At 65.8% G+C, this 26,062-nt stretch carries 22 protein-coding genes; 6 read left to right on the top strand and 16 right to left on the bottom strand.

Features of this window, described 5'->3' with window-relative positions:
• Positions 1-512: 512 nt before the first annotated feature.
• Together purD and FNV92_RS30515 are read left to right on the top strand one after the other, a co-directional pair.
• Entirely contained in the window at positions 513-1,796 is a 1,284-nt protein-coding gene (purD, locus tag FNV92_RS30520) for a phosphoribosylamine--glycine ligase (protein ID WP_143843316.1), read from the top strand.
• Positions 1,797-1,988: 192 nt separating this feature from the next.
• Positions 1,989-2,894 carry an alpha/beta fold hydrolase gene (locus FNV92_RS30515; protein ID WP_143843317.1) on the top strand — a complete coding sequence of 302 codons (906 nt, stop codon included), beginning with the start codon at positions 1,989-1,991 and terminating at the stop codon, positions 2,892-2,894.
• Here FNV92_RS30515 and FNV92_RS30510 read toward each other — a convergent pair.
• A complete protein-coding gene (locus FNV92_RS30510; RefSeq protein ID WP_143843318.1) occupies positions 2,891-3,349 on the bottom strand; it encodes a nucleoside deaminase in 459 nt (152 codons plus the stop codon). The two genes, FNV92_RS30515 and FNV92_RS30510, sit on opposite strands and share 4 nt — an antisense overlap.
• Positions 3,350-3,468: 119 nt before the next feature.
• Here FNV92_RS30510 and FNV92_RS30505 point away from each other — a divergent pair, with 119 nt between their 5' ends.
• Complete coding sequence (locus FNV92_RS30505; protein ID WP_168213483.1) at positions 3,469-5,634, top strand: pseudouridine synthase; 2,166 nt, start codon at positions 3,469-3,471, stop codon at positions 5,632-5,634.
• Between the two features lie 140 nt (positions 5,635-5,774).
• Positions 5,775-6,329, top strand: coding sequence for a 16S rRNA (guanine(966)-N(2))-methyltransferase RsmD (rsmD, locus tag FNV92_RS30500; RefSeq protein ID WP_143843320.1), 555 nt, complete (start codon positions 5,775-5,777; stop codon positions 6,327-6,329).
• Positions 6,330-6,445: 116 nt separating this feature from the next.
• On the opposite strand, the gene mutL is transcribed toward rsmD, so the two are convergent.
• Complete coding sequence (mutL, locus tag FNV92_RS30495; protein ID WP_143843321.1) at positions 6,446-8,257, bottom strand: DNA mismatch repair endonuclease MutL; 1,812 nt, start codon at positions 8,255-8,257, stop codon at positions 6,446-6,448.
• Between the two features lie 248 nt (positions 8,258-8,505).
• Here mutL and FNV92_RS30490 point away from each other — a divergent pair, with 248 nt between their 5' ends.
• Positions 8,506-8,814 (top strand): ribbon-helix-helix domain-containing protein, encoded by a 309-nt coding sequence (locus FNV92_RS30490; protein ID WP_143843322.1) that lies wholly within the window; start codon positions 8,506-8,508, stop codon positions 8,812-8,814.
• A gap of 226 nt (positions 8,815-9,040) precedes the next feature.
• Here FNV92_RS30490 and FNV92_RS30485 read toward each other — a convergent pair whose 3' ends face one another.
• From FNV92_RS30485 to FNV92_RS30435, 11 genes are all read right to left on the bottom strand, one after another.
• Complete coding sequence (locus FNV92_RS30485; RefSeq protein WP_143843323.1) at positions 9,041-10,609, bottom strand: GMC family oxidoreductase; 1,569 nt, start codon at positions 10,607-10,609, stop codon at positions 9,041-9,043.
• Between the two features lie 30 nt (positions 10,610-10,639).
• Complete coding sequence (locus FNV92_RS30480; RefSeq protein ID WP_015688574.1) at positions 10,640-11,188, bottom strand: hypothetical protein; 549 nt, start codon at positions 11,186-11,188, stop codon at positions 10,640-10,642.
• Positions 11,189-11,223: 35 nt separating this feature from the next.
• Complete coding sequence (locus tag FNV92_RS30475; protein ID WP_143843324.1) at positions 11,224-11,619, bottom strand: VOC family protein; 396 nt, start codon at positions 11,617-11,619, stop codon at positions 11,224-11,226.
• On the bottom strand, positions 11,620-12,006 hold the full coding sequence (locus FNV92_RS30470; RefSeq protein WP_186355523.1) for a c-type cytochrome: 387 nt from the start codon (positions 12,004-12,006) through the stop codon (positions 11,620-11,622).
• A gap of 154 nt (positions 12,007-12,160) precedes the next feature.
• Positions 12,161-12,577 carry an alternative ribosome rescue aminoacyl-tRNA hydrolase ArfB gene (gene arfB, locus FNV92_RS30465; RefSeq protein WP_143843326.1) on the bottom strand — a complete coding sequence of 139 codons (417 nt, stop codon included), beginning with the start codon at positions 12,575-12,577 and terminating at the stop codon, positions 12,161-12,163.
• Between the two features lie 115 nt (positions 12,578-12,692).
• A complete protein-coding gene (locus FNV92_RS30460; RefSeq protein ID WP_168213484.1) occupies positions 12,693-14,060 on the bottom strand; it encodes a M16 family metallopeptidase in 1,368 nt (455 codons plus the stop codon).
• A complete protein-coding gene (locus FNV92_RS30455) occupies positions 14,057-15,451 on the bottom strand; it encodes a M16 family metallopeptidase (protein WP_416377739.1) in 1,395 nt (464 codons plus the stop codon). The genes FNV92_RS30460 and FNV92_RS30455 overlap by 4 nt, the downstream gene beginning before the upstream one ends.
• Before the next feature lie 202 nt (positions 15,452-15,653).
• Positions 15,654-16,382 carry a hypothetical protein gene (locus FNV92_RS30450; RefSeq protein WP_015688568.1) on the bottom strand — a complete coding sequence of 243 codons (729 nt, stop codon included), beginning with the start codon at positions 16,380-16,382 and terminating at the stop codon, positions 15,654-15,656.
• Positions 16,383-16,488: 106 nt separating this feature from the next.
• A complete protein-coding gene (gene lspA / locus FNV92_RS30445; RefSeq protein ID WP_143843328.1) occupies positions 16,489-16,983 on the bottom strand; it encodes a signal peptidase II in 495 nt (164 codons plus the stop codon).
• A gap of 9 nt (positions 16,984-16,992) precedes the next feature.
• Complete coding sequence (ileS, locus tag FNV92_RS30440; RefSeq protein ID WP_143843329.1) at positions 16,993-19,992, bottom strand: isoleucine--tRNA ligase; 3,000 nt, start codon at positions 19,990-19,992, stop codon at positions 16,993-16,995.
• Between the two features lie 202 nt (positions 19,993-20,194).
• Entirely contained in the window at positions 20,195-21,166 is a 972-nt protein-coding gene (locus FNV92_RS30435; RefSeq protein ID WP_143843330.1) for a bifunctional riboflavin kinase/FAD synthetase, read from the bottom strand.
• 227 nt (positions 21,167-21,393) lie between these two features.
• On the opposite strand from FNV92_RS30435, the gene FNV92_RS30430 reads away from it, so the two are divergent.
• Complete coding sequence (locus FNV92_RS30430) at positions 21,394-21,789, top strand: response regulator (RefSeq protein WP_007596883.1); 396 nt, start codon at positions 21,394-21,396, stop codon at positions 21,787-21,789.
• Between the two features lie 174 nt (positions 21,790-21,963).
• Here FNV92_RS30430 and FNV92_RS30425 read toward each other — a convergent pair whose 3' ends face one another.
• The 3 genes from FNV92_RS30425 to FNV92_RS30415 form a co-directional block, all read right to left on the bottom strand.
• On the bottom strand, positions 21,964-22,818 hold the full coding sequence (locus FNV92_RS30425; RefSeq protein ID WP_143843331.1) for a TIGR01459 family HAD-type hydrolase: 855 nt from the start codon (positions 22,816-22,818) through the stop codon (positions 21,964-21,966).
• A gap of 15 nt (positions 22,819-22,833) precedes the next feature.
• Complete coding sequence (locus FNV92_RS30420; protein ID WP_143843332.1) at positions 22,834-24,321, bottom strand: EAL domain-containing protein; 1,488 nt, start codon at positions 24,319-24,321, stop codon at positions 22,834-22,836.
• A 159-nt stretch (positions 24,322-24,480) separates the two neighbouring features.
• The gene (locus FNV92_RS30415) at positions 24,481-26,043 is read right to left on the bottom strand and encodes a winged helix-turn-helix domain-containing protein (protein ID WP_168213485.1); all 1,563 of its coding nucleotides are present in this window, start codon (positions 26,041-26,043) and stop codon (positions 24,481-24,483) included.
• Positions 26,044-26,062 lie beyond the last annotated feature (19 nt).

Raw genomic sequence — 26,062 nt, 5'->3', positions numbered from 1 at the left:
GGGACCTCCGATAGTTAATAAGATCTATCAGGGCATGCGCGTGCTTGAGTTGGGGCGGAACAGCAGCCGCCAACGGCACCTCCATGCTATCGAAGGGTATGCCAAGCGCGCCGCTGTTGAGTTGGTGGGCACGTTAAATGATGAGGCATTGAGGGTGATCCCGTCAGCCTATATCGATCCCGGACGACACGCCGACCGCGCTGCTCCCGAGACAGGCGCTAGGAGCTGTCTCTGGGTTCGAGAAGGCATGGACGTCTTGCGAGCAACTCAGCGGACTGTAAGGGGTAACCACCTTTCGGCATAGCAACCGGCTGGGGACAGGCAGCAGCTTCGGCAACGTTCATTATTTCGCCGAAAGCCGAGCGTCGCCAACCCGGTCTGCGCATGGCACGGCGGGTCGCGCGCAAGCGGCGCGCCCCGGAGTGGCGGTGAGTTCGGCGTCCAGCCCCTTGAGCCTCACCCAGATTCGTGCGACCTCCGCTCCAGCCAAACCCCTCATTTCTGAGCCTCTGATGCACATTCTCCTCCTCGGTTCCGGCGGCCGTGAACATGCCTTGGCGTGGAAAATCGCAGCCTCTCCCCTGGTGACCAAATTCTGGTGCGCGCCCGGCAATGCCGGCATCGCGCGCGAGGCGGAGTGCGTGGCGCTCGATGTGGCCGACCATGCCGCCGTGATCGCGTTCTGCAAGACCAATGCGGTCGAGCTCGTGGTGGTCGGGCCGGAGACGCCGCTGGCGGCCGGCATCGTCGACGATCTCACCGCCGCCGGCATCAAGGCGTTCGGGCCGAACAAGATCCCCGCCCAGCTCGAAAGCTCCAAGGGGTTCACCAAGGCGCTCTGCACCGAGTTCGGCATTCCCACCGGCGCCTACAAGCGCTTCACCAATGCCGATGATGCGCGCGCCTATGTGCAGAGCCAGGGCGCGCCGATCGTGGTGAAGGCCGATGGTCTTGCCGCCGGCAAGGGCGTCGTCGTCGCCAAGACCGTGCGCGAGGCCGAGGACGCCATCGCCATGATGTTCGAGGGCGCGTTCGGCGAGGCCGGCGCGGAAGTGGTGATCGAGGAATTCCTGGCGGGCCGCGAGATCAGCTTCTTTGCGCTGTGCGACGGCGAGACCGCGATCCCGCTGGCCTCCGCGCAGGACCACAAGCGCGTGTTCGACCACGATCTCGGCCCGAACACCGGCGGCATGGGCGCCTATTCGCCGACGCCGCTGGTCACGCCTGCGGTCCACGACGCCATCATGGCGAAGATCATCCTGCCGACCGTCGCCGGCATGAAGCAGCGCGGCACGCCGTTCCGCGGCATTCTCTACGCCGGCATCATGCTGACGACGCAGGGCCCAAAACTGTTCGAGTTCAACGTCCGCTTCGGCGATCCCGAGTGCCAGGTGCTGATGCTGCGCATGATGTCGGACATCGTGCCGGCGTTCCTCGCCGCCTGCGACGGGCAGCTGAAGAATTTCGATCTGCGCTGGCATCCGGACGCCGCGCTCACCGTGGTGATGGCGGCGAAGGGCTATCCCGGCGACTACCAGAAGGGCACGCGCATCGAGGGGCTCGATGACGCCGCCAAGGTCGAAGGCGCCGAGATCTTCCATGCCGGCACCGTTGCGAAAGACGGCGCGATCCTCGCCAATGGCGGCCGCGTGCTCAACGTCTGCGCGCTGGGCGCGACCGTGACGGAGGCGCAGCGCCGCGCCTACCAGGCCGTCGACCGCATCCGCTGGCCGGAGGGCTTTTGCCGCCGCGACATCGGCTGGCAGGCGGTGGAGGCGGAGAAGGCGAAGCTCTGAGCCCGTCATTCCGGACGGCGCCGGCAAGGCGCCGATCCGGAACCTCGATGTGGGCGGAGCGATCTCGACATCCCGGAAATGCACAATTAACTGTTGGGGTTAGCCGCCCCGCTGATAATACCGCTACTGTGCATGGGGTTGTTTTCGACGTCTTTTGTTGAGGCCCCCCGGAACGACAAGTGGGAGTAACCCATGTCCGATCTCGCCGACCTCTATCCCGGCTTCGCCTCCGAGTGGATCAACACCTCGTTCGGCCGCATCTTCGCCCGCGTCGGCGGCAGCGGCCCGCCGCTGCTGCTGCTGCACGGCTTCTCCGAGACCAACGTGATGTGGCACCGCGTCGCGCCGCAGCTGGCCGACGCCTTCACGCTGATCATCGCCGACCTGCCGGGCTATGGCTGGTCCGACATGCCCGAGAGCGACGCGCTGCACATCCCCTACAGCAAGCGCGCGATGGCGAAAGCGATGGTCGAGGCGATGGAGCAGCTCGGCCACGTCCACTTCGCGCTCGCCGGCCACGACCGCGGCGGCCGCGTGTCGTACCGGCTCGCGCTCGACCATCCCGGCCGGCTGTCGAAGCTCGCCGTGCTGGATATCCTGCCGACCTATAATTACTGGGAGCGGATGAACCGCGCCTACGCGCTGAAGATCTGGCACTGGACGTTTCTGGCCCAGCCCGCCCCATTGCCGGAGACGCTGATCGCGGCTGAGGGCGAGTTCTTCCTGCGCTTCAAGATGGCGAGCCAGACAAAGTCGAAGACGCTGGACGCCATCGACAAGCGCGCGCTCGAGCACTACATCGCCCCGTTCCGCGACCCCGCCCGCATCCACGCGATGTGCGAGGACTACCGCGCCGGCGCCACTTTCGACTACGAGCTCGACAAGGCCGATGTCGAAGCCGGCAAGAAGATCACGGTGCCGATGCTGGCCCTGTGGGGCAACGCCGGCATCGCCCAAGCCGCCGCGACGCCGCTCGACACCTGGAAGCAATGGGCCACCAATGTCGAGGGCATGCCGGTGGACTCCGGCCACTTCCTCACCGAGGAAAACCCCGATGTGACAGCGAAGGCCCTGCGCGAGTTCTTCCTCGCGCCCTAACGCCGCTCGCGAAAGAAGTCCTTGAGCAGACGCGCCGCCTCGCTCTCCCCGACCCCGGAATAGACATCCGGCGCGTGGTGGCAAGTCGGCGAGGTGAAGAACCGCACGCCCGACTCCACCGCGCCGCCCTTGGGATCGGCCGCGCCGTAATAGAGCCGCCTCACCCTTGCAAAGGAGATCGCGCCCGCACACATGGTGCAGGGCTCGAGCGTCACGTAGAGGTCGCAGTCGACCAGGCGCTCGCTGCCGATCTTCCTGGCCGCCTCGCGCAGCGCCACGATCTCGGCATGGGCCGTGGGGTCGTAATCGGTCAGGGTCCGGTTGGCGGCGGTGGCGATGACCTCGTAATTGCGGACCACCACGCATCCGATCGGGACTTCGCCCGCCTTTCCGGCATTTTCGGCCGTTTTGAGCGCCAAATCCATGAAAGAGGGGGCTTTCAAGCCTCGTATCATCCGAAGAAACCTGCTAGTAGCTGCGCCTTCAGCAGAAGTGCTTATCGAATTTGCCTGAGCATGCGGCCCGCAATGAGCGCGCGCAATGCTTTCCGGCCACCCCCTGAGTGAGATCATTCATGCCTCGCGACAGCGACAAAGACAACGATTCCCGCGGCCGGCGAGGCCCGTCCAGGAACGGCCCGCCGAAGGGCCGATCCGGCAAGCCGCGTGGCCCCGAGAAGAAGTTCGCCAAGCGCGGCCCCGAGGGCCGGGGCGACGCCCGCCCGCCCCGTGGCGACAGCCGCCCGCCTCGCACCGATCGCGGCGACCGTCCGTTCCGCCCTCGCGCGGACGGCGATGCCCCGCGCCGCGACTTCAGCGACCGGCCGAAATTCAATCGCGACGACCGGCCCCGCGAGGATCGCGGCGAGCGCAGCTTCAAGCCGCGTGGCGACCGTCCGTTCTCCGATCGCTCCTCGCGCGATGGCGAGAAGCGGCCGTTCAAGCCGCGCGGTGATCGCCCGTCCTACGGCCGTGACGACCGTCCGCCGCGCCGGGATCGCGACGACTCCCGCCCGGCCGGCCGGACCGGTGACAGGAAGTTCGGCGACAAGAAGCCCTATGCGCCGCGCGGCGACCGCCCGGACCGCAAGTTCGACGGCGAGCGGAAGTTCTCGCGGGGCGCACCGGATCGCGAACGCGACCGTGGGGATCGCGGGCCGCGCGAAGATCGTGGCGAGCGCAGTTTCAAGCCGCGTGGAGATCGCCCGAATTTCGATCGCGGTGATCGCGCGCCGCGTGGCGACCGTCCGGAGCGCAAGTTCGACGGCGAGCGGAAGTTTTCGCGAGGCGCACCCGATCGCGGGCCGCGCAAGGAATTTGGCAAGGATTTCGGCGGTCGTGACCGCGGCGGGGACAAGCCCTGGCAGAAGCGCGAAGGCGGCGAGGACCGGCCGCGTTTCCAGCGTTCGCGCGACGATCGCCCCTCGGGGGATCGTCCGTTCCGCGAGCGTCCGAAATTCGATCGTCCGCACGGGGATCGGCCCAAGTTCGATCGGCCCCGTCGCGACGGCGATGGTAACCGCGGTGAGCGCGGCGGCGACCGTCCGAAATTCAGCCGGCCGCGCGAGCGCTCCGAGGGGCGGTCCGACTGGCACGAGCATCCGCGCAATGAAGGTGGCTTCGGCGATCGTCCGCGCCGGGAAAACGAGGACGAGAGCCGGATCTTCGAGAAGCGCCCCGCGTTCGGCGGCCGCGGCGCCTATCGCGAGCGCGATCGTGATTTCGATCGCCGGCCGCGCCGGGAAGAAGAACCGAAGCCGAAGAAGGCCGGCGAGCGCATCGCCAAGGTGCTGTCGCGCGCGGGCCTCGCCTCGCGGCGCGATGCCGAGGAGATGGTCACGCAGGGCCGCGTCACCGTCAACGGCCGCGTCATCAACTCGCCGGCGCTCGATATCACGCCGAACGACGTCGTCACCATCGACGGCAAGCCGTTGCCGGAGCGTGAGCGCACGCGGCTGTTCCTCTACCACAAGCCGCGCGGCCTGATGACGACGCATGACGACCCGGAAGGGCGTCCGACCGTGTTCGACAATCTGCCCGAAGGCCTCCCGCGTCTGATCTCGGTCGGCCGGCTCGACTTCAACACCGAAGGCCTGCTGCTGCTCACCAATGACGGCGGGCTCGCGCGCACGCTCGAATTGCCCGACACCGGCTGGCTGCGCCGCTACCGCGTCCGCGCCCATGGCGCCGTCACCCAGGCGCAGCTCGACGAGCTCAAGAACGGCGTCGAGATCGAGGGCGTCAAATACGGCCCGATCGATGCGACGCTGGAGCGCGACCAGGGCGCCAATGTCTGGCTGGTGTTCGCGATCCGCGAAGGCAAGAATCGCGAAGTTCGCAACGTCTGCGCCCATCTCGGGCTCGAGGTGAACCGGCTGATCCGCGTCTCCTACGGCCCGTTCCAGCTCGGCGAGGTCCCGGAAGGCGAGGTCGAGGAGATCAAGTCCCGCGTGCTGCGTGACCAGCTCGGCGACAAGATTATCGAGAAGTCGGGCGCGCAGTTCGACGTGCCGCAGAAGTCCGCCTCGACCGGCGACGATGGCGCACCGCGCGAGAAGAAGCCCGCCAGCAAGCGCGACGTGATCGCCGACCGCAAGGGCCGCCGCGTGCTGGTGCAGCGCACCGGCAGCGAGGAGGCGCGCGAGCGCAACGAGGCCGAGGCGAGCGGCTACGGTCCGCCGCGCCGTCCCAAGCGCGGCTATCACGGCAAGCGCGACCTGACGCCGAAGGACGGCGAGTAAGGCCGATGGTTGATACGACGCCGACGCCCTACCTCAGGTCGTCATGGCCGGGCTTGACCCGGCCATCCACGTCTTGCTTGCGTCCACGGCTGAAGAACGTGGATGCCCGGGACGAGCCCGGGCATGACGGAGACATCTAGATGCGCGTCGTCGGCGGTCGTTTGAAGGGGCGCAATCTGGCCTCACCGTCCTCGCGTGACATCCGCCCCACGGCGGACCGCCTGCGCGAGTCCGTGTTCAACATCCTCGTGCACGCCTATGAGGATCCGATCCAGGACGCGCGCGTGCTCGATCTATTCGCCGGCACCGGCGCACTCGGCATCGAGGCGTCCTCGCGCGGTGCGAAGTTCGTGCTGTTCGTCGACAACGGCGCGGAAGCGCGCGCTTTGCTGCGTAACAATGTCGAGTCGCTCGGCCTTGGCGGGGTGACGAAAGTCTACCGCCGCGATGCGGCCGACCTCGGCCCGGCGCATCCGGTCGAGCCATTCTCGCTGGTGTTCCTCGATCCGCCCTACGGCAAGGGTCTTGCGGAGAAGGCGCTGGCGAGCTTGCGCGACGGCGGCTGGCTGACGCCGGGTGCGCTGCTGGTGGTGGAAGAGGCGAAGGCCGCGCAGTTCGCGGCGCCTGAGGGCTTCGAGGAACTGGAGCGGCGCGCGTACGATGATACGGAATTCGTGTTTTTGAAGAAGCCGTAGTCTCGAACTCGGTGTGTAGGGTGGGTTAGCCGAAGGCGTAACCCCCCTCTTTGATCTCCGCGGTGGCAGAAGTGGTGGGTTACGCTGCGCTGACCCACCCTACGCAGATTCCAATCTCACCGCCGCCCGAACAGCTTCTCCACATCGCTCAGCTTCAGCTCGACATAGGTCGGACGGCCGTGATTGCATTGGCCGGAGTTCGGCGTCTCCTCCATCTCGCGGAGCAGCGCATTCATCTCTTCCGGACGCAGTCTCCGTCCGGCGCGCACCGAGCCGTGGCAGGCCATGGTGGCGGCGACATGCATCAGGCGGCGCTCCAGCGGCAGCGCCTCGTCCCATTCGGCCATGTGCTCGGAGAGGTCGCGGAGCAGGCCGCCCGCATTGGTCTTGCCGAGCAGCGACGGCGTCTCGCGCACCGCGACCGCACCGGGGCCGAAGGATTCGATGGCAAGGCCAAACGAGGCGAGCTCTTCGCTGCGCTCCAGCAGGCGCTCCACCGTGGATTCGTCCATCTCGACGATCTCGGGGATCAAGAGGATCTGCCGCTGCACGCCGTTAGCGGCCAGCGAGGCCTTCAGCCGCTCGTAGACGATGCGCTCATGCGCGGCATGCTGGTCGACGATGATCAGGCCGTCGCGGGTCTGCGAGACGATGTAGGTCTCGTGGATCTGGGTCCGCGCCGCGCCGAGCGGACGGTCGACGAGGTCGGCTACCGGCTGCGTCTCGAACCTGATGTCAGCGCTGGGCCCACCGACATCGAACGCAGCCTGCGCGCGCTCGGCAAAGGCGGGCGCGGCGCTGCCGTCGAATGACGGCATCGGTGCGACCGGGGCGGATGGCGAGGCCCGCCAGTCCCAGCTTGCAGGGCGCGGCGTGAAGGCGGGCCGGAACGAGGACAATGCGCTCTCGCCGCTGTTGGCGGCGGTGCGCCGCCCCTCGCGCGCCAGCGCCTCCTTCAATCCGTGCACGATCAACGCACGGACGAGGCCGGAATTGCGGAAGCGCACCTCGGTCTTGGCCGGATGCACGTTGGCGTCAACCTCGCGCGGATCGAGCGTGACGAACAGCGCCAGCACCGGATGGCGGTCGCGCGGCAGATAGTCGGCATAGGCCCCGCGCACCGCGCCCAGGATCAGCTTGTCGCGCACCGGGCGGCCGTTGACGAAGAGATATTGCCCGAGCGCATTCGCCTTGGTCAGCGCCGGCGCTGCGGCATAGCCGGCGACCACGACGCCCTCGCGCTCGGCATGGACCTCGATGGCGTGGCTGCTAAACTCGGCGCCGAGAATGTCGCCGAGCCGCGTCAGCCGCCCGGCGGCGCCGGGCAATGCAGCGGCCCAGGTCACCGGTGCGCGCTCCTCGCCCGCGAGCGTGAAGGCGACGTCCGGCCGCGCCATCGCCAGGCGTCGCACCACCTCACGGATGGCTTCCGCCTCGGTGCGGTCGGTCTTCAGGAATTTCAGCCGCGCCGGCGTCGCATAAAAGAGATCGTTGACCTCGACGCGGGTGCCATGGGCCAGCGCCGCCGGCATGATCTCGGACTTCTCGCCGCCCTCGACGGTGAGCGCCCAGGCATGCGGCTCGCTGGCATGCCGCGTCGTGATGGAAAGCCGCGCCACGGAGCCGATAGATGGCAGCGCCTCGCCGCGGAACCCGAGGGTGCGGATTTGCAGCAGGTCCTCGTCGTCGAGCTTGGAGGTGGCATGGCGCTCGACCGCGAGCGCGAGGTCCTTCGCGGTCATGCCGCTGCCGTCGTCGGTGATGCCGATGCGGCGGCGGCCGCCCCCATCGGTGAAGACGTCGATCCGGCTCGCCCCGGCATCGATCGCGTTCTCGACCAGTTCCTTGACCACGCTCGCCGGGCGCTCGACCACCTCGCCGGCGGCGATGCGGTTGACGACCTGTTCTGGAAGCTGGCGGACGGGCATTAACTCGATCTTGGGCTCGATTGGGATTCGCTGCAGCGCTATTCTAGGCTGTGTTGCGTCAAAAGCATGTGTTGGGCAACAGGAACGTACCGGGCTGGGGAAGAACGGCATCTATCACATTGAAGATATTGGACGTTCGCGAAAATCCTTCCCCACACGCGATCCGCTCGTCTCCCTCGGTCCCGATTGTGAGCCGCCGGGCCGCGGTGTAGCATCGCGAAAAAACGGCAACAGGACGGGAGGACGCCATGTGCCATCTCTTCGCGCATCAGCCCCAACGCGACTACGAATCCCAGACCCGCTCTCTGCGGATCGGCGGACACTGCACGTCGATCCGGCTGGAAATGGCGTTCTGGGACACGTTGGAGGAAATCGCGGCCAAGGAGAACATGAGCGTCGGCAAGTTCCTGACCACGCTCTATAACGAAGTGCTCGACCATCACGGCGAGGTCAACAATTTTGCCTCGCTGCTGAGGTGCTCCTGCCTGATCTATCGATCGAAGACGATGGCACCGGTGCAGCAGTTCAAGGCGCCTATCCTCGATGCGGCCGAATAGCCCCAACCGCGAGAGCCAGCATCCGCATTCTCGATGTCGTCCCGGCGAACGCCGGGACCCATACCGAGGAACCTATCGGGCGTAGGTGATCTGAGTACCGAACGCTTGGACTTCGTCAAACTGCTCCCTGTGGTTATGGGTCCCGGCGTTCGCCGGGACGACACCGTGAGTGTGGATACGCAATCCTCCTCAACGTGGTCCCGGCGAGCGCGTAGGCAACGTAAGATCAAATCTCCTTCTTCTGCATCGCCCCGGCGATGTAGTCCGCCTGCCGGATCGCCAGCGCGACGATGGTCAGCGTCGGGTTGCAGGCCGCGCCGCTGGTGAACTGGCTGCCGTCGGAGACGAACAGGTTCTTGACGTCGTGGCTTTGCCCGAACTTGTTGACGACGCCGTCGCGCGGCTTCTCGCTCATCCTGTTGGTGCCGAGATTGTGCGTGCTCGGATAAGGCGGCGTCGGATAGGTCACGGTAGCACCGACGGCGTCGTAGACCGCCGCCCCCTGCTTGTAGGCATGCGCGCGCATCGCAAGATCGTTGGGATGATCGTCGAAATGCACGCTTGCGACCGGCTGTCCGAACTTGTCCTTCACGACGGGATCGAGCGTGATGCGGTTGGTCTCCTGCGGCATGTCCTCGCCGACCAGCCACATGCCGGCCATCCTGGGATAGCCGTCGAGTGCTGCGGTGAACGGGCGGCCCCAGGCGCCGGGATTGAGGAATGCCGCCATGAACGGCAGTCCGAGCGACAGCGTCTCCATCTCATAGCCGCCGACGAAGCCGCGCTTCGGGTTGTTGGCGGCCTCGTCGCGGATGATGCCGGCCATGGTGGTGCCGCGATACATGTGCACTGACTTCTCGAACACGGCGTAGACGCTGCCGGTCATGTGCCGCATGTAGTTGCGGCCGACCTGGCCCGAGGAGTTGCCGAGGCCGTCGGGGAACATGGTCGAGGCGCTGTTGAGCAGCAGCCGCGGGCTTTCGATCGAGTTGCCGGCCACCGCGACGATACGTGCCTTCTGGCGTTGCATTGCACCGGCCTCGTCGGCGTAGACCACGCCGGTGACCTTGCCGCTGGCGTCGTGCTCGATCTTGATCGCCATGCTGCCCGGCCGCACCTCGAGATTGCCGGTCGCCTCGCCCTTGGGGATCTCGGTGTAGAGCGTCGACCATTTCGCGCCGGATTTGCAGCCCTGGAAGCAGAAGCCGATCTGCTGGCAGGCGCCGCGGCCGTCGCGCGGCTGGCTGTTGATCGCCATGTTGCCGGTGTGCACGGTCTTGTAGCCGAGCTTCTTCGCGCCGGCCTCCAGCACCTTGAAATTGTTGTTGCCGGGAAGTCCGGGAATGCCGTTGGTGCGGGTCACGCCCATCTTGTTCTCGGCCTTGGCGTACCACGGCTCGATCTCCGCCAGCGTCACAGGCCAGTCCAGCAGGTTGGCGCCGGCAATGTTGCCATAGGTGCTCTTCACCTTGAACTCATGCTCGTCGAAGCGCAGCGACGCGCCGGCCCAGTGCGTGGTCGAGCCGCCGACCGCCTTGACGATCCAGGCCGGAAGACCCGAGAAGTCTTTCGCGACGCGCCAATTGCCCGACGTGGTGCGCGCATCGGTCCACGCGAGCTGGGAAAAACTCTCCCACTCGTCGTTGACGAAGTCCTGGTTCTCGATGCGCGGCCCGGCCTCGAGGATGACCACCTTGACGCCCTTCTGCGCGAGCTCGTTGCCCAGCGTGCCGCCGCCGGCGCCGGAGCCGACGATCACCACAACGCTGGAGTCGTTCAGATCGAATTTTGCCATATGCGTTCTCCTGAACCGTTGGGGTGGCCCTTAAGCCTTGGGCAGCCAGTCGATGTCGGCAAAGCCGCGGTTGATGTAGCCGCCGTGTTCGGCGGAGGAGCCCTCGTAGCCGAACCGCGGCCAGACCTCTTTCTGGTTGTAGAGCGAGACGACGAGGTCGCCGCGCACCTTCTGGAAGAAGTCGCTCTGCTCGATCTCCTTCAGCAGCACGACGCGATCGGTTTCCCACGGCACCTCGGCGTAGGGCACCTTGTGGCGATCCCGCGCATTCTGATCGAGCCGCGTGACGCCGTCGCTGATCAGCGACTTGACGGCGGGATCCTTGGCCGCCTTGCCGTCCCACGGCTTGATCGCGGTGATGTAGTAGCTGTCGCCGAGCACATCGTGCGGATAGATGTCGCGCGCGACCTTCAGCAGTGTCTTCATCGTCGCCGGTGACAGCGTGCCGGCCTCATCGGCCCAGGCGTCTTCGATGTTGACGGTGACGCCGGTCGCGACGGCGGCGACCGGCACTGCGGCCGCCGCGCCCTTGAGAAAGACGCGGCGGCTGTGCTTGCTTCGACGATCGACTTCTCTCATGGTTTCCTCCGTTAATTTTGGTTTTTTGATTTTGGCTAGTTGAAACGTCCGCCCCGCTGGATCACCTCGATCTTGTAGCCATCGGGATCGCTGACGAAGAAGAAGCGTGCCAGCGTCCTGCCGTCGTGCTTGAAGTCGCGCAGCGGACCCGGCGCCAGCTTCTCGCGCTCGAAGCGGGCATGTTCGGCATCGAGATCCTCGACCACCACTGCGAGGTGGCCGTAGCCGTCACCGAGCGCGTAAGGCTCCTTGCGATCGAAATTGACCGTCAACTCCACCTCGAAAGGTGACGAGGGGTGACGCAGGTAGATCAGGGCAAAATCGGGAAATTTCAGATGGTCGGCGACCTCGAGGCCGAAGGCGCGTCTGTAGAAGTCAAGCGAACGTGCCTCGTCGGACACGCGGATCATGGAATGAACAGGCTTTGCCATTCAGTTCTGCTCCTTCAGAAAGGCGATGATGGCGGCGCGCGTCTCCGGCTTGGCCTGCCGGTAGACCATGACCACGCCGGGAATGACGGCTTGCGGATTGGTCAGCCAGGCGTCGAGCTTCGTCTCGTCCCAGGCGAAGTCGGCTTTGGCGAGGTTCTCGGAATAGCGAAAGCCCTCGACCTTACCGGCGGGCCGCCCGACGACCTTGACCAGCGGCGGGCCTTGTCGCATCGGCTCCGACGAACTCAACGTGTGGCACACGGCGCATTGCTGCTTGAACAGCGTCGCACCATCCGGCGGCTTTGCGGCCGGCAATGGCATCTGCGCGCCGGCAACCCGCACCACCAGCATCACTGCAGTGCACAATCCCAGCACGACCGCGCGCATCGCCAAAAGCTCGCCCATCCACGTCAAATTCAGCGTGCGCAAACTCTAGGCGCCGCCAAACATGCGGTGGTAGTAGCGGGCTGTTTTGGATGGGAACAAACGTGAAGCGTCCGATGTGCCTCGCACCGATCTGCGGTGCGATCGACTGCCGCGATCAATCGTCGAAATGTCCGCCGCGCTTCGACTTGATATCGCTGCGGCGCTTCTTGCCCTCGAGGCGGCGTTGCTTGGAGCCGAAGGTCGGCTTTGTCGCACGTCGCGGCTTCGGCCGTATCATCGCCTCGCTCAGGATCTCGGTGAGGCGGTCGATCGCATCCTGCCGGTTGCGCTCCTGGGTGCGGAAGCGCTGAGCCTGGATCACGATGACGCCGTCCTTGGTCATGCGCTGGCCTGCGAGACGGGCAAGGCGCAGTGCGGCATCCTCCGGCAAGGTCAGCTTGCGGGTGTCGAAGCGCAGTTGCGCCGAGGTCGCGACCTTGTTGACGTTCTGGCCGCCGGGGCCCGAGGCGCGAACAAAGCCGATCTCGATGTCGTCCTCGTCGATGACGAGATCGCGGGATATCCGCAGCATGGGAACACCATTCGTGATGTCCGGACATATCCCGGACGTCACCATTCGGCAATGGCGCCCATGCCAAACGCAAATGGCCGGGCGAGCCCGGCCATTTCAGGAAACCTAAGGGTCGTCAGTTGGACTTCGTCGCCGGTGCTGCTGCCGGCTGCGCGGCGGCCTGCGGGGCGCGGCCGACGACGACGGTCAGGAGGCCCTGGCCCCAGAGCCGCTTGGCGGCCGCCTTGGCGTCATCGAGCGTCACGGCATCGACGATGGCGTTGCGCTTCTCGATGTAGTCGATCGGCATCTTGTCCTGCTGATATTGCAGCAGCGCCTGCGCCAGCTTGGAGGAGGTGTCGAGCGCCAGCATCTGCGAGCCCTTGAGGTAGGACTTGGCCTCGTCGAGCTCCTTCTGTGTCGGGCCCTCCTCGGCGATGCGGCGCACCTCCTTCTCGATGGCGTCGATGGTGTCGCCGGCGCGGTCGGAGCGCGTGCCGGTATTGCCGATGAAGATCGCCGAATGCTCCATCCAGAGCAGCGATTCGAAGACCGAATAGGCCAGCCCGCGCTTCTCGCGGACCTCGCGATAGAGCCGGGAGGAGAGGCCGCCGCCGCCGAGAATGTGGTTGACGACATAGGCTGCCATGAAGTTCGGATCGCTGCGCTTCACGCCGGGGCCGCCGAAGGTGATGACGGTTTGCGGCACGTCGAGCGGCACGAAGGCGCGCTGCGGCGGCTTGGCCGCCTCGACGTCAGCGACCGGCGTGAGGTTGGCCTTGGCGGGCAGGCTGCCGAAGGTGTGGTCGAGCAGCTTGCCGAGCGTGGCCGGATCGACGTCGCCGACGACCGCGATCTTCAAGGTGTCCCTGGCGAGCACGCGGCCGACATAATCCTTCATGTCGGCGACCGTGATGGTCGGCACGCTGTCGAGCGTGCCGTTGGTCTGCCGTCCGTAGGGATGGTCGCCGAATGCAACCTCCAGGAACTTGCGGCTCGCCAGCGAGGTCGGGTTGGTGGTCTCGCGGCGCAGGCCCGAGATCACCTGCGAACGGATACGCTCGACGTCGGCGGTGTCGAAATGCGGCGAGGTCAGGGCGCTCCGGAGCAGGTCGAAGGCCTCGTCCTTGTTGTCGCGCAGCATGCGCAGGCTGCCGCGGAAGGTATCGCGGCTGGTGCTGAAACTGAGCTCGATGGCGCGGCGGTCGAGCCGTTCGTGGAAGGTCTTGGAATCGAGATCGCCGGAACCTTCGTCGAGGAGGTCGCCGACGAGGTTGGCGACACCCGACTTGTCCCTGGGGTCCTGGGACGAGCCGCCGGCAAAGGAATATTCCATGGCGATCAGCGGCACGGTCGCATCCTGCACGAACCAAGCCTCGATGCCGCCAGGCGAGACCAGGCGCTGGATCTTTGCTGCGGCTTGCGATGGCGAGACGGTCGCGAGCGCGAACGCGGTGCCGGCGGCAAGGGAGAATGCAATGCGTCGAAGGAAGGGATAGGTCACGAACGCTTCTCCTCGCGCTTGGCGGCGCCGGTGTCCTTGATCAGATAGCCCGTCACCGAGCGCTTCTTCTCGAGCCATTTCTGCGCAGCCGTGCGAACCTGCTCGGCGGTGACGGCACGGATGCGGTCGGGCCAGCTTCGGATGTCCTCGATCGACAGGCCCGTCGTCAGTGCGCCGCCATACCAGCGCGCCAGCACCGCCTGATTGTCCTGCGCGTAGATCGCTTCAGCGATCAGCTGCGTCTTGACCCGCTCCAGATCCTCGGCGCGGATGGGATTCTGCGCCACGTCGGCAATGACGCCGTCGATCACCTGCTCGACTTCGGCGAAACTGACGCCGGGTTTCGGCGAAGCCGACACGGCGAATTGGGTCGGATCGAGCGAGATGCTCGAATAGCTGGCGTTGGCCGAGACCGCGAGCGGCTTGTCGACCACGAGCGCGCGGTAGAGATAGGAGTTGCTGCCGCTGCCCATCAGCTGCGCCAGCACATCGAGGGCCGCGCTTTCGCCGGCTGCGGCCGTGGTTGCGGAAGGAACGAGATAATAGCGGCGCAGGCTTGGCTGCTCGACGCGGGGATCGGCCAGCGTGACGGTGCGCGGCGCGGCCGGCTCCGGCTCCTGCGGGCGGACGCGGCGTGCCGGGATCGCGGGCTGGGCCGGGATCGAGCCGAAATTGCGTTCGACCAGCGGACGGATGTCGGCGGCCTCGACGTCGCCTGCGATGACCAGGATCGCGTTGTTCGGCGCGTAGAAGCGGCGGTAGAAGGCGAGCGCGTCCTCACGGTCGAGCTTCTCGATCTCCTGGTGCCAGCCGATCACGGGCCGGCCATAGGGATGATTGAGATAGAGCGCGGCCATGATCTGCTCGTTGAGCCGCGCATCCGGATTGTTGGCGACGCGCATGTTGTATTCCTCGAGCACGACGTCGCGCTCGGGCAGCACGTTCTCGTCCTTGAGGATCAGGCCAGTCATGCGATCGGCCTCGAACTCCATCATGGTCGGCAGCTGCTCTTTCGGCACGCGCTGGTAGTAATTGGTGTAGTCGACCGAGGTCGAGGCGTTCTCGTTGCCGCCGACGCGGAGCACGGTCTGTGAGAATTCGCCGACCGGATGCTTCGAGGTGCCCTTGAACATCAGATGCTCGAGGAAGTGCGCGAGCCCGGACTTGCCCGGCGTCTCGTCGGCCGAACCGACCTTGTACCAGATCATCTCGGTGACCACGGGCGTGCGGTGGTCCGGGATCACCACGACCTGCATGCCATTGCCGAGCGTGAAGCTGGCGGGCGGAGCCGATGTCACCGTGGTCTGGGCGAGGGCCGCGCCGGCTGTCAGGACACTCGTCGAAAGCAGCGCGGCAAGGAGGCAGGCAACCGATCGGTTAGCGGACATCATGATCCCTGGTGAAAGGCCGAGCCCGGACGTCCGGCTCGAAAGGCACGGCATGCTACACCGTGCGGCTGAGGCTTCGCGTCACGAAGCAGAGAACTCAACGCGGTGGCAAGTTACTGATAGGCAATCTAGATCGCGCCCCGGCGTGCATCCGCCGGTGGCGCCGGATTCGCTGCGGTCAGGATACCGCGGCAGGGCGGGAACGCTATTGTTCCTTGTCCTTGCCCGACATGATGTCGAAATAGGTCCGCCGCGACTTGTCCTCTCCAGCGCCATAGGCGTAGCTCGGAGACGGCGTCTGGTAGCCCGGCGGCGGCTCGACCAGCGACTGGCGCGGGGGCTCGGTCGTGAACTGCTTGGTCTCGCCCTTGCCGCCGACGCCCCTCATCATATTCCACAGGCCGCCGGAAAAACCCAGCTCGGCAGGGCTGAGCGACGGGTTGCCGTTGGTGCCCGGCTGGATCGGGTCGTTGCTGGTGCGAGGGGCAGCGGCGACCTCGCCGGCCTTCATCTCGGCGGGCGTCAGCGGCTGGGCCGCCTGCCAGTTCTCGGTGGCCTTGGTGGCCTTCTTGCGCGCGGCGATGGCTTCCTTGCGGCGCTTTTCCTCGGGGTCCTTGGGCCAGTTCGGCGCATTCTTGGCCTGCGTCGCGGGCGGCGGCAGGTCCAGCTTGGGCGGCACGACCAGCGGCGAGCGCTCGCGGTATTCGATGCCGGGCTTTTCCATGCTCTTGGCGCCGATGCCGGACATCAGATTGTCAATGATCTTCTCTTCGAAGGTCATCCCATCGTCGTCCTCGTCGTCGTCACCGGCGCGCACCGGGCCTGCCGACATGACGAGACCGATGCCGAGCACGACAGCGGACAATTTCAACGCCCGCCAGAACCCCGCTTTGGGGTCTCGAACCATCGAACCGCTGGTCTCGGAGCTGCGCATTACTGTACCTGTTCCATATTGTGGCAGATAGCTGCTCTTTGCCGCTCAAACGCGGCCAACCCTCGCAAAAAGCAAGGTTCCACCTGCCAGCCCGTATCGGCCGGGATCAGGGCGCTTTTGCGGCGGGTACCCCCAGGAAGGAATCATACAATAGCCCCGCCACCCCGACAACGATGGCCACGTCCGCGAGGTTGAACACGTACCAATTATAGGTATTTCCGCCGATCTCGATATGGAACAGGGCGAAATCGACCACCGCGCCATAGGCGAAGCGGTCGATGCCGTTGCCGATGGCGCCGCCAATGATCAGGCCCAGCGCGACCGTCGCCAGCAGGGTGTGGGAGCGGACCATCCAGATGGCGAGGGCGACCACCGCAACGGCCTTGACCGCCATCAGCGCGATCTGGGCGGCCTGGCTGTCGTTCTGGAGCCAGCCGAAGCTGATGCCGATGTTCCAGGCCAGTACCAGGTCGAAGAACGGCGTCACCGTCACCACGCCCTTGCGGGCGAGGTCGAACCCGTTCAGCAGCCAGAGCTTTGAGGCCTGGTCGGCCACGAGCGTGACCAGGGCCGTGAGGATGCCGGCGCGGAGCGGGGCCATGGCCGGGGATCAGACGCCCACCCCCAACGCCTTCCATTCGCGCAGCGCCTTGGCGTCGCGCGGGGTGACGTCGGGGTATTCAGCATCTTCGCCGACCGTCGGCGAGATCTTCCAGGACCGGGCGCATTTCGTGCCGACCGCTTTCTCGACGATCACCGCGACACCCGGCACGGCATCGAGACGGAACGCCGATGCCGGTGCTTCACCCTCGCGCACCTCGTAATTCGAGGTGATGCAGATTTCGGCGAGATCGATGTCGAACAGCGTCGCCAGCATGTCGCGGTCGGCGACATAGATCACCGGCGATGCCTCCAGCGACGAGCCGATGTTCTTGGCCGCACGCTCGAGTTCGAGCGCGCCGGTGACGACGCGGCGGACGTTGCGAATGATCTCCCATTTCGCGGCGAGCCTTGCGTCACGGAATTGTTCGAGGCCCTCGGGGAAGAGGGTCAGATGGACGGAAGGCGCCTCATTCGGCCGGAACATCCGCCAGGCTTCGTCGGTCGTGAAGCTGAGGATCGGGGCGAGCCACTTCAGGATGGCGTCGCACAACAGGTCGATCGTGGTGAGCGCTGCCTTGCGGGCCACCGAGGACGGCGGATCGCAATACAGCGTGTCCTTGCGGATGTCGAAATAGAACGCGGACAGCTCGGAGTTCATGAAGGCCGAGAGGCTTGCGACGACGGTCTTGTAGTCGAACGCGGCATAGGCCTTGCGAATGGTTTCGGCATGCCCGGCCAGTTCGTGCAGCATCAACCGCTCGAGCTCGGGCATGTCGGCATGGGCGACCTTCTCGCTCGGTTTGAAGTGATGCAGCGTTCCGAGCATCCAGCGCGCGGTGTTGCGCAGCTTGCGATAGGTCTCGATGGTGTTCTTCAGGATCTCCGGGCCGATGCGCTGGTCGTCGGCATAGTCGGTGGCGCAGACCCACAGGCGCAGGATGTCCGCGCCCGAATCCTTGATTACCTTCTGCGGCTCGACGGTGTTGCCGATCGACTTCGACATCTTGCGGCCGTTCTCGTCGAGCGTGAAGCCGTGGGTCAGCACGATGTCGTAGGGCGCGCGGCCGCGGGTGCCTGCGCTTTCCAGCAAGGAGGAGTGAAACCAGCCGCGATGCTGGTCGCTGCCTTCGAGATACATCACGGTGTCGCTGCCGCCGTCGACCTTGCGGACGATGTTGCCGAGCTGCGGGAAGTTTTGGCGATCCTCGAGCACGAAGGCGTGGGTGGAGCCGGAATCGAACCAGACGTCGCAGATGTCGTCGACCTTCTTCCAGTCCTCAGCCGCACGGGACCCGAGGAAGCGCTCGCGGGCGCCGTCCATGTACCAAGCATCGGCGCCTTCTTCCATGAAGGCCTCGGTGATGCGCTGGTTGACGATCTCGTCCTGCAGGATTTCGGCCGAACCGTCGGCCTTCTCGCGCACGAACACGGCGATCGGGACGCCCCAGGCGCGCTGGCGCGAGATCACCCAGTCCGGGCGATTGGCGATCATGCCGTTGATGCGATTCTCGCCCGACGGCGGTACCCATTGTGTGACCGAGATCGCGTACAGCGCGCGGGCGCGCAGCGTGTCGCCCTTCTTCGCGTGGCCGTCCTCGCTGATGTCCTTGTCCATCGCGATGAACCATTGCGGCGTGTTGCGGAAGATCACCGGCTTCTTCGAGCGCCAGGAATGCGGATATTGGTGCTTGAGGCGGCCGCGCGCGAGCAGCTTGCCGGCCTCGATCAGCGCCTTGATCACGGCCTCGTTGGCATCGCCCTTCTCGCCCTTGTCGGTGAGCACGCGCTTGCCGGTGAAGCCCGGCGCGTGGTCGGTGAGGGCGCCATTTTCGTCGACGGTGTAGGGGATGGTGGTGTTGATGCCGCGTGCTTCCAGTTCTCGCGCATTGGCCATCCAGACGTCGAAGTCTTCGCGACCGTGACCGGGCGCGGTGTGCACGAAGCCGGTGCCTGTGTCGTCGGTGACGTGATCGCCAGGAAGCAGTGGGACCGTGAACTCGTAGCCGCCGCCGACGCCTTTCAGCGGATGCGCGCATTCCACCGCATCGAGCGTGTCGGCCGGGATGTCGCGCACCTTCTTGAAAGCGGTGACGCGGGCCTGCTTGAACACGCCGTCGGCTAGTGCATCGGCCAGGATCAGCAGATCGCCGGTCTTCGCCCAATTGTCTGCGGGCGATTCCGTCACCTCATAGAGGCCGTAGGCGATCTTCGGCGAGAACGAGATGGCGCGGTTGCCAGGCAGCGTCCATGGCGTGGTGGTCCAGATCACGACGCTGGCCGAGGCGAGCGCGCCATGTGCCGGAGACGTGACGGGAAACTTCACCCACACCGTGTCGGAGGTGTGGTCCTCATACTCGACCTCGGCCTCCGCAAGCGCGGTCTTCTCGACCACGCTCCACATCACCGGCTTGGAGCCGCGATAGAGCGTGCCGTTGGCCGCGAACTTCATCAGTTCGCGAGCGATCTGCGCCTCGGCGGGATAGCTCATCGTCTGGTAGGGATGATCCCAGTCGCCAATGATGCCGAGCCGCTTGAACTCCTCGCGCTGGACGTTGATCCAGTGCGTCGCATAGGCGCGGCACTCTTTACGGAACGCCACCATCGCGGCGGAGTCGCGGAAGTCCGGCTTCTGCTTGCCCTTGGAGCGGTAATTCTCCTCCTCGATCTTCCATTCGATCGGCAGGCCGTGGCAGTCCCAGCCGGGCACGTAATTGGAATCGTAGCCGAGCATCTGCTGGCTCTTGGTCACGACGTCCTTGAGGATCTTGTTCAGGGCGTGCCCGATATGGATGTTGCCGTTGGCGTAGGGCGGGCCGTCATGCAGCACGAACTTGGCGCGGCCCTCGGCTTCCTTGCGCAGCTTGTCGTAGAGGCCGATGTCGTTCCAGTATTTCAGGATCTCCGGCTCGCGCTGCGGCAGGCCGGCGCGCATCGGGAATTCCGTCTGCGGCAGGAACAGGGTCTTCGAATAGTCTTTGGCGTCGGACTTTTGCGGCTTTTCGGACATGATGCTGACTGGCTCGGAATGGCGCGGAAACGGATGGCGATGCGGAATCGCGGGGCGGAACGACGAAATCCCGGTCTTGCGCCGAGCCGAAAGCTCAGGCGGAAGCCGGGCCGCTAATCCCTATGATGCGCCGCGCAAACATGGCCCTCCATAGCAGCCGGCCGGGGGAAGCGCAAAGGCCCGGCGGGCCGGTCTTTCGGCCTCAATCAACGGCGCCAAGCCGCGGAAAGGCGTCCGGGGCGGCGGCCAGAATGGTGCGGGCGCGGATGGAATCGTCGTCCATCTGGCGGATCAGGGCCTCCAGATTGTCGAATTTCAGCTCCTCGCGGATGAAGCCGACGAAGGCGCAGTCGAGTGCCTGGCCGTAGAGGTCGCCCTTGAAGTCGAACAGGAAGATTTCCAGCAGGGGCGCGCCATTATCAAAGGTCGGGCGGCGGCCGAAGCTTGCCACCCCGTCCAGCCGCTCGGCGCCGCGCCCGACCCGCACCGCGTAGATGCCGTGCTTGAGGCCGCAATTGGCATCGAGGCGGATGTTGGCGGTGGGATAGCCGAGGTCGCGGCCGCGCTTCTCGCCGTGGATCACTTCGCCGGTGATGAACCAGGGGGCGCCCAGCATGGTGGTGGCCTCGTCGATCTGGCCTTCGGCGAGTGCGATCCGGATGGCGCTGGAGGAGACCGGCCGCTCGTCGATGTCGACATGCGGCTGCACGTCGACCTCGATGCCGAGCCGGGGTGCCTCGTCGGCGAGCAGGCTCGGCGAGCCGACCCGTCCCTTGCCGAAATGGAAGTCGTAGCCGACCGCTATGCCGCTGACACCCAGACGTCCGATCAGGTCATGGTGAATGAAGTCTTGCGCACTGGTGCCGGCCCGCGCCTTGTCGAAGGTCATGACCACGGCGCCGGCAAGCCCGGTGCCGGCCAGCAGCCGCAGCTTCGCCGGCTCGTCCGTCAGGCGGAATTGGGGTGTGTTCGGGCTGAAAAACCGGCGCGGATGCGGCTCGAAGGTCAACGCCAGTGCAGGACGGCCATGCGCTCTGCCCATTTCCAGGGCCGCCGCGATCACCGCGCGATGGCCGAGATGAACGCCGTCGAAATTGCCCATCGCGACCACGGCGCCCCTTAAAATCGCGGAATCCGGCGTGGTGTCGCGAATAACGGTAAAATGCTGGGCCATCAGGGGAATTCTCGAAGCGGCAGGACCTTCGCGGACCGTGGCTTGACCGGCTGGATGAAGTCAAGCGGGAGGGGCGGCCGCATTGAATGCGATTTCAGTACTTCGAGGGCGCCCGCGATTAACGCGCTGTTTAACGCCTTGGTGCTAGTGCTTGAAACGTGGAACCGCGGGGCTAGAGCTGGCGGGTTCTGATTGTAACATTCCTGGTTTGCGTTGGGGGAGTCGAGATGGCGGTTGATTTGTCGATGTCGGTTCTGGTGGTTGACGACTACAGCACCATGATCCGTATCATCAGGAATCTGCTGAAGCAGCTTGGCTTCGAGAATATCGATGATGCCAGCGATGGTTCGGCGGCGCTGAACAAGATGCGCGGCAAGAAGTACGGCCTCGTGATCTCCGACTGGAACATGGAGCCGATGACGGGCTACGATTTGCTGCGCGAAGTGCGCGCGGATCCGAACCTCGCCACCACGCCCTTCATCATGATCACGGCCGAATCGAAGACCGAGAACGTGATCGCGGCCAAGAAGGCCGGCGTGAACAACTACATCGTCAAGCCGTTCAACGCGGCGACGCTGAAGACCAAGATCGAGGCGGTTTTCCCGGACATGGCGAGCGCGTAAGCGCGCTCTTCGCCGGACAATCATTTTCTATTTGGAACGTCATGCCCGGGCTTGTCCCGGGCATCCACGTTCTTGATGCTGGAAGCAAGACGTGGATGGCCGGGTCAGGCCCGGCCATGACGGCGTCTGGAGCTTGGCAATTCGTCTAAGCCTGAGTCGCTGAGAGCTCCACCCTCACCACTTCAGTTCGCGCATCAGCGCCTTCGGCGGGTGGCCGAACAATTCCATCACCGATGCCGGGTCGAGCTGGTCGAGCCCCTCGAACTCCTCGGCATGGATGCCGCGGGTGACGAACAGGCAGTCGATACCGAATTCGCGCGCCCCGGTCAGGTCGGTGCGGACGGAATCGCCGATCGCCAGCACCTTTTTCCGGTCGATCGGGTGGCCCTGGCGCTCGCCGGCGAGCGCCATCGCGCGCTCGTAGATCGGCCGATGCGGCTTGCCGTAGAAGATCACCTCGCCGCCGATCTCGCGATAGAGTTCGGCAATCGCGCCGGCGCAATAGATCAGCCGGTCGCCGCGCTCGACCACGATATCGGGGTTGGCGCAGACCAGCGTCAGCTTGCGCTCGCGCGCCTGCAGCATCATGCCGCGATAGTCTTCCGCCGTCTCGGTTTCGTCGTCGTAGAGCCCGGTGCAGACGATATAGTCGGCCTCTTCCAGCGGCGCGGTCACCGCATCCAGGCCGCGATAGATCGAGTTGTCGCGTTCGGGCCCGAGCCAGAACATCTTGCGGCCGGGATGCTCGGCGACATAGAGCCTCGTCAGGTCGCCGGACGAGACGATGGCATCATAGGTCTCGTCCGCGACGCCGAGCTTGCGGAGCTGCCGCTGTACCGAATCCGCCGGGCGCGGCGCATTGGTGATCAGGATCACCGTACCGCCACGGCTGCGATAGGTGTGCAGCGCCTCGCAGGCCTCCGGGAAGGATTCCAGGCCGTTATGGACCACGCCCCAGATGTCGCTGAGCACGACGTCCACATCGCCCACGAGCTCGCGCAGGCTTTCGGCAAAATGCAGCGTCGTCATGATGCGCGCGGCCGATCAGATACGCCGCGCGAGAGCGGCGCTGCCGGTGGTGATGCGTTGGGCTGGAGGTGCTGAAGACGTCGCACCTGGGCTGGGGGGAGCGGAGCCATTGGATCCCTGAGTGTCCTGCACCTGGTTCGGCGCGGCCCCGCCGGTAGCAGATGCCCCTTCCGGCCGCAATGGCCGGGGCGGCGCGAACAGGAAGCCCTGGCCGAACCGCACGTCATAGTCGAGCAAATCGACCACCGCGCGCTCGCCTTCGATGCGCTCGGCGATTAGGTCGATGCCGAAGCGGCCGAGCAGATCGGAGAGGTCGGAGGGGTGGATGTCCGAGGTCGAGGCCTGCCTGGGGTCGAGCAGGAGCGAGGCCGGCACCTTGATGAAGCGCACGCCGCGGTCGGCGAGCTCGCGCGGCTCGATGCGCAGATCCGTGACGTGGTCGATCGAGAAGCGGAAGCCGCGCTGGGCGAGAGCTGCGAGATTCTCGGTTTCCGCCGGGCCGAGATTGCGGAAGGTCGATTGCTTGAACTCCAGCACCAGCGACGGCGCCAGTGCCCGGTTGGCTTCGAGGAAGTCGAGGCACTGCGCGAAGCTGGTCGAATTGCCGAGCGTGGAGGCCGCGACGTTGCAGAATACGCCGACATCCTTGTTGCGCACCATCAGGCGGCGCAGCACCTGCACGCAGCGCAGCATCACCATGTTGTCGATGCGCCCGATCAGCCCCGAGGCCTCGGCGATGCTGATGAACTCCTCGGCGGCAATCAACTGGTCGCGACCGTCACGTACCCGCGTTACCGCCTCGTAGAACCGCACCTTGCGCTGCGGCAGCGTCACCATCGGCTGCAGGAAGATGTCGATGCGGTTCTCGTCGATCGCGTTGCGCAGCGTCGCCAGCATCTGGGTCTGGTTGCGTCCGTCGACCGCCTGAACCGCGTTGGCGGTCTTGGTCTGAACCGCTGGCGGCGTCGGCCGCGGTGCCGCTGCCGGGAGCGGGGGAGGCGCAAGCGCGCGCTCCTCGGACGTTGCAATCAGGTCGATCGGCGCCTCAGGTTCCGGCATCGGGACCGGAGCGGGAGCAGGAGAGGTGACGGGTGCGTTGCCCGCCAGAAGATCCTCATGGGCCGACACGGTGGTCGCGAGCTGCCTGACGAGCCCGCCGAGCTCGTTAATCTCGCCCGCCACCGACTGGATGCGGTCGGTGTTGGTCGAATTGGACGAGGCGATGCGCCCCTCGATCGCAGCCAGCCGTCGGCCGAACTCGGCGACCTGACGGGCGAGGTCGGCGGTGCCGCGCGAGAGGTCGGCGATCTGACCGCCGACGTCGTTCCGATCGCGCAGCCGCATCGACACCGCGTTGTACAGGATCAGGAAGGTCAGCGCGGTCAGTGCCACGATCGCGGATTCGGTTCCGCTGATGCCGGCAACCGAGTAGAGGACGAGCCCGAGCGAGGCCGCGACCAGAACCATGCAGATGGCGATGAAGATCGTCGAAATGCGAATCATGCCGCGCGTTACGCCTCAAAGAGCTGACTGCCTCACCCCGGGAAAACACGGGCTGCTGTGCGAACCCGTTACGCCTCATGCTCCCCCAAGCGGCATGACCCTAACATCATTGTTGATTCGAGGGGATAGCTGCCTCTGTAAGGCTTATGTCAGCAAAGCTTATGTCAGGCCTGCCCGGCGAAAGCCCTCGAGATAGCGCTCGCGGTCGGGGGCGAGTTTGACCGGTATGAACTCGGCGATCCAGGCGAGCGACACGTTCGGCTGGGCGCGGCGGAGCTCCTTCAGGGCCGCGTGAGCGATCTCGGTTTGCCCGGCCATGCCGGCGGCTGCGGTCAGCACCCGATGCGCGCCGACGAAATCGCTGCGTTGGCGCAAGGCCTCCTGGGCCAGCCGGATTGCCTCTGCGTCGTCGCCGCCGAGGAAGCGGGCATAGGCGGCGATGCCGAAATACACCGGGGCATAGGGATCGCGCGGGCTGAGGCGGATCGCCCTGCGCGCGGCCTCGTCGGCATCCTGCCAGCGGCCGCAATAGCCCAGCGTCAGGCCGTAATAGCCTTGCGCCAGCGCGAAGTTCGGATTGAGCCGCAGCGCAGTCTCGAATTCGGCGAGCGAGTCTTCAAAGCGCCGCGCGAACAGGTGGACATGGCCAAGCGCGTTGTGCGCCCAGGCATCCTCGTCGTCGGCCCGGGTCGCCGCACGCGCGGCGCGCTCGGCGGCGGCTATTGCGCTGGCCATCTCCATCCAGCCCATATGCGCCGTGAACATGTAGCTGGTGCCGAGCAGGCCGAGCGCCTTGCCGTAGTTCGGGTCGAGGGCGATGGCCTTTTCGAGCAGCGCCTGCGCCACGACATGATCCTGCCGCGTCACGCGCCAGTAATGTGATAGCGCGCGCATCACGAGATCCCAGGCGTCCATGCTGTCCGGCGGCTTGCGCTGGGCGCGGAAGTTTTCCGCGGCGTAGAGCTGCGGCTCGATCGCGGCGACGATCGCCTCCGTGATCTCGTCCTGCACCGCGAAGACATCGGCAAGTTCGCGGTCGTACCGCTCGGCCCACAGATGGCTGCCGGTGGCAACGTCGTTGAGCTGGGCGGTGATGCGGACGCGGTCGCCGTCCTTGCGGACGCTGCCCTCGACGACGTAGCGCACGCCGAGTTCCTCAGCGACCTGCCGCAGATGGACCGTGCGGCCCTTGTAGATGAAGGACGAGTTGCGCGCGATCACGAAGAACCAGCGCAGCTTCGACAGCGCGGTGATGATGTCCTCGCTGATGCCGTCGGAGAAATAGTCCTGCTCGGCCTCGCCGCTCATGTTGGTGAACGGCAGCACCGCGATGGCCGGACGATCCGGCAGCGGCAATCCCGTTGGCGGCGCGCTGGACGCCTTGCCTGGCGCTGCGGGCGTGATCGCCGCGGGAATCTCCGTGACTTCGCCGACGAAGCGCATGCCCTTGCGCGCGATGGTGCGGATCAGCCGTTGCTCCTCGCCATTGTCGTTGACGGCACGGCGTGCCGCGTTGATCCGGCTGGTCAGCGTCGATTCCGAGACGACACGGCCGTTCCAGATCGCGTCGAGCAGATTGTCCCGCGTCACGACGCGCTCGCGGTTGCGGACCAGATAGAGCAGCAGGTCGAACACCTGGGGCTCCAGCGCGACATGCGTCTCCATCTGCCGCAATTCGCGGCGTTCGGGATCGAGTACGAAGTCCTCGAAATGGAATGTCACGCTGCCCTCGGCTCCCGCG

Origin of the sequence: Bradyrhizobium cosmicum, assembly GCF_007290395.2 — a bacterium.
GTDB lineage: Bacteria > Pseudomonadota > Alphaproteobacteria > Rhizobiales > Xanthobacteraceae > Bradyrhizobium > Bradyrhizobium cosmicum.
Note: the sequence above shows the minus strand (reverse complement) of the source record. Positions and strands in the feature narration are given on the sequence as shown.

Coding starts and splice junctions, on each gene's coding strand:
- purD (WP_143843316.1), top strand. CDS start 513: ATGCACATTCTCCTCCTCGGTTCCGGCGGCCGTGAACATGCCTTGGCG.
- FNV92_RS30515 (WP_143843317.1), top strand. CDS start 1,989: ATGTCCGATCTCGCCGACCTCTATCCCGGCTTCGCCTCCGAGTGGATC.
- FNV92_RS30510 (WP_143843318.1), bottom strand. CDS start 3,349: ATGATACGAGGCTTGAAAGCCCCCTCTTTCATGGATTTGGCGCTCAAA.
- FNV92_RS30505 (WP_168213483.1), top strand. CDS start 3,469: ATGCCTCGCGACAGCGACAAAGACAACGATTCCCGCGGCCGGCGAGGC.
- rsmD (WP_143843320.1), top strand. CDS start 5,775: ATGCGCGTCGTCGGCGGTCGTTTGAAGGGGCGCAATCTGGCCTCACCG.
- mutL (WP_143843321.1), bottom strand. CDS start 8,257: ATGCCCGTCCGCCAGCTTCCAGAACAGGTCGTCAACCGCATCGCCGCC.
- FNV92_RS30490 (WP_143843322.1), top strand. CDS start 8,506: ATGTGCCATCTCTTCGCGCATCAGCCCCAACGCGACTACGAATCCCAG.
- FNV92_RS30485 (WP_143843323.1), bottom strand. CDS start 10,609: ATGGCAAAATTCGATCTGAACGACTCCAGCGTTGTGGTGATCGTCGGC.
- FNV92_RS30480 (WP_015688574.1), bottom strand. CDS start 11,188: ATGAGAGAAGTCGATCGTCGAAGCAAGCACAGCCGCCGCGTCTTTCTC.
- FNV92_RS30475 (WP_143843324.1), bottom strand. CDS start 11,619: ATGGCAAAGCCTGTTCATTCCATGATCCGCGTGTCCGACGAGGCACGT.
- FNV92_RS30470 (WP_186355523.1), bottom strand. CDS start 12,006: ATGCGCGCGGTCGTGCTGGGATTGTGCACTGCAGTGATGCTGGTGGTG.
- arfB (WP_143843326.1), bottom strand. CDS start 12,577: ATGCTGCGGATATCCCGCGATCTCGTCATCGACGAGGACGACATCGAG.
- FNV92_RS30455 (WP_416377739.1), bottom strand. CDS start 15,451: ATGATGTCCGCTAACCGATCGGTTGCCTGCCTCCTTGCCGCGCTGCTT.
- FNV92_RS30450 (WP_015688568.1), bottom strand. CDS start 16,382: ATGCGCAGCTCCGAGACCAGCGGTTCGATGGTTCGAGACCCCAAAGCG.
- lspA (WP_143843328.1), bottom strand. CDS start 16,983: ATGGCCCCGCTCCGCGCCGGCATCCTCACGGCCCTGGTCACGCTCGTG.
- ileS (WP_143843329.1), bottom strand. CDS start 19,992: ATGTCCGAAAAGCCGCAAAAGTCCGACGCCAAAGACTATTCGAAGACC.
- FNV92_RS30435 (WP_143843330.1), bottom strand. CDS start 21,166: ATGGCCCAGCATTTTACCGTTATTCGCGACACCACGCCGGATTCCGCG.
- FNV92_RS30430 (WP_007596883.1), top strand. CDS start 21,394: ATGGCGGTTGATTTGTCGATGTCGGTTCTGGTGGTTGACGACTACAGC.
- FNV92_RS30425 (WP_143843331.1), bottom strand. CDS start 22,818: ATGACGACGCTGCATTTTGCCGAAAGCCTGCGCGAGCTCGTGGGCGAT.
- FNV92_RS30420 (WP_143843332.1), bottom strand. CDS start 24,321: ATGATTCGCATTTCGACGATCTTCATCGCCATCTGCATGGTTCTGGTC.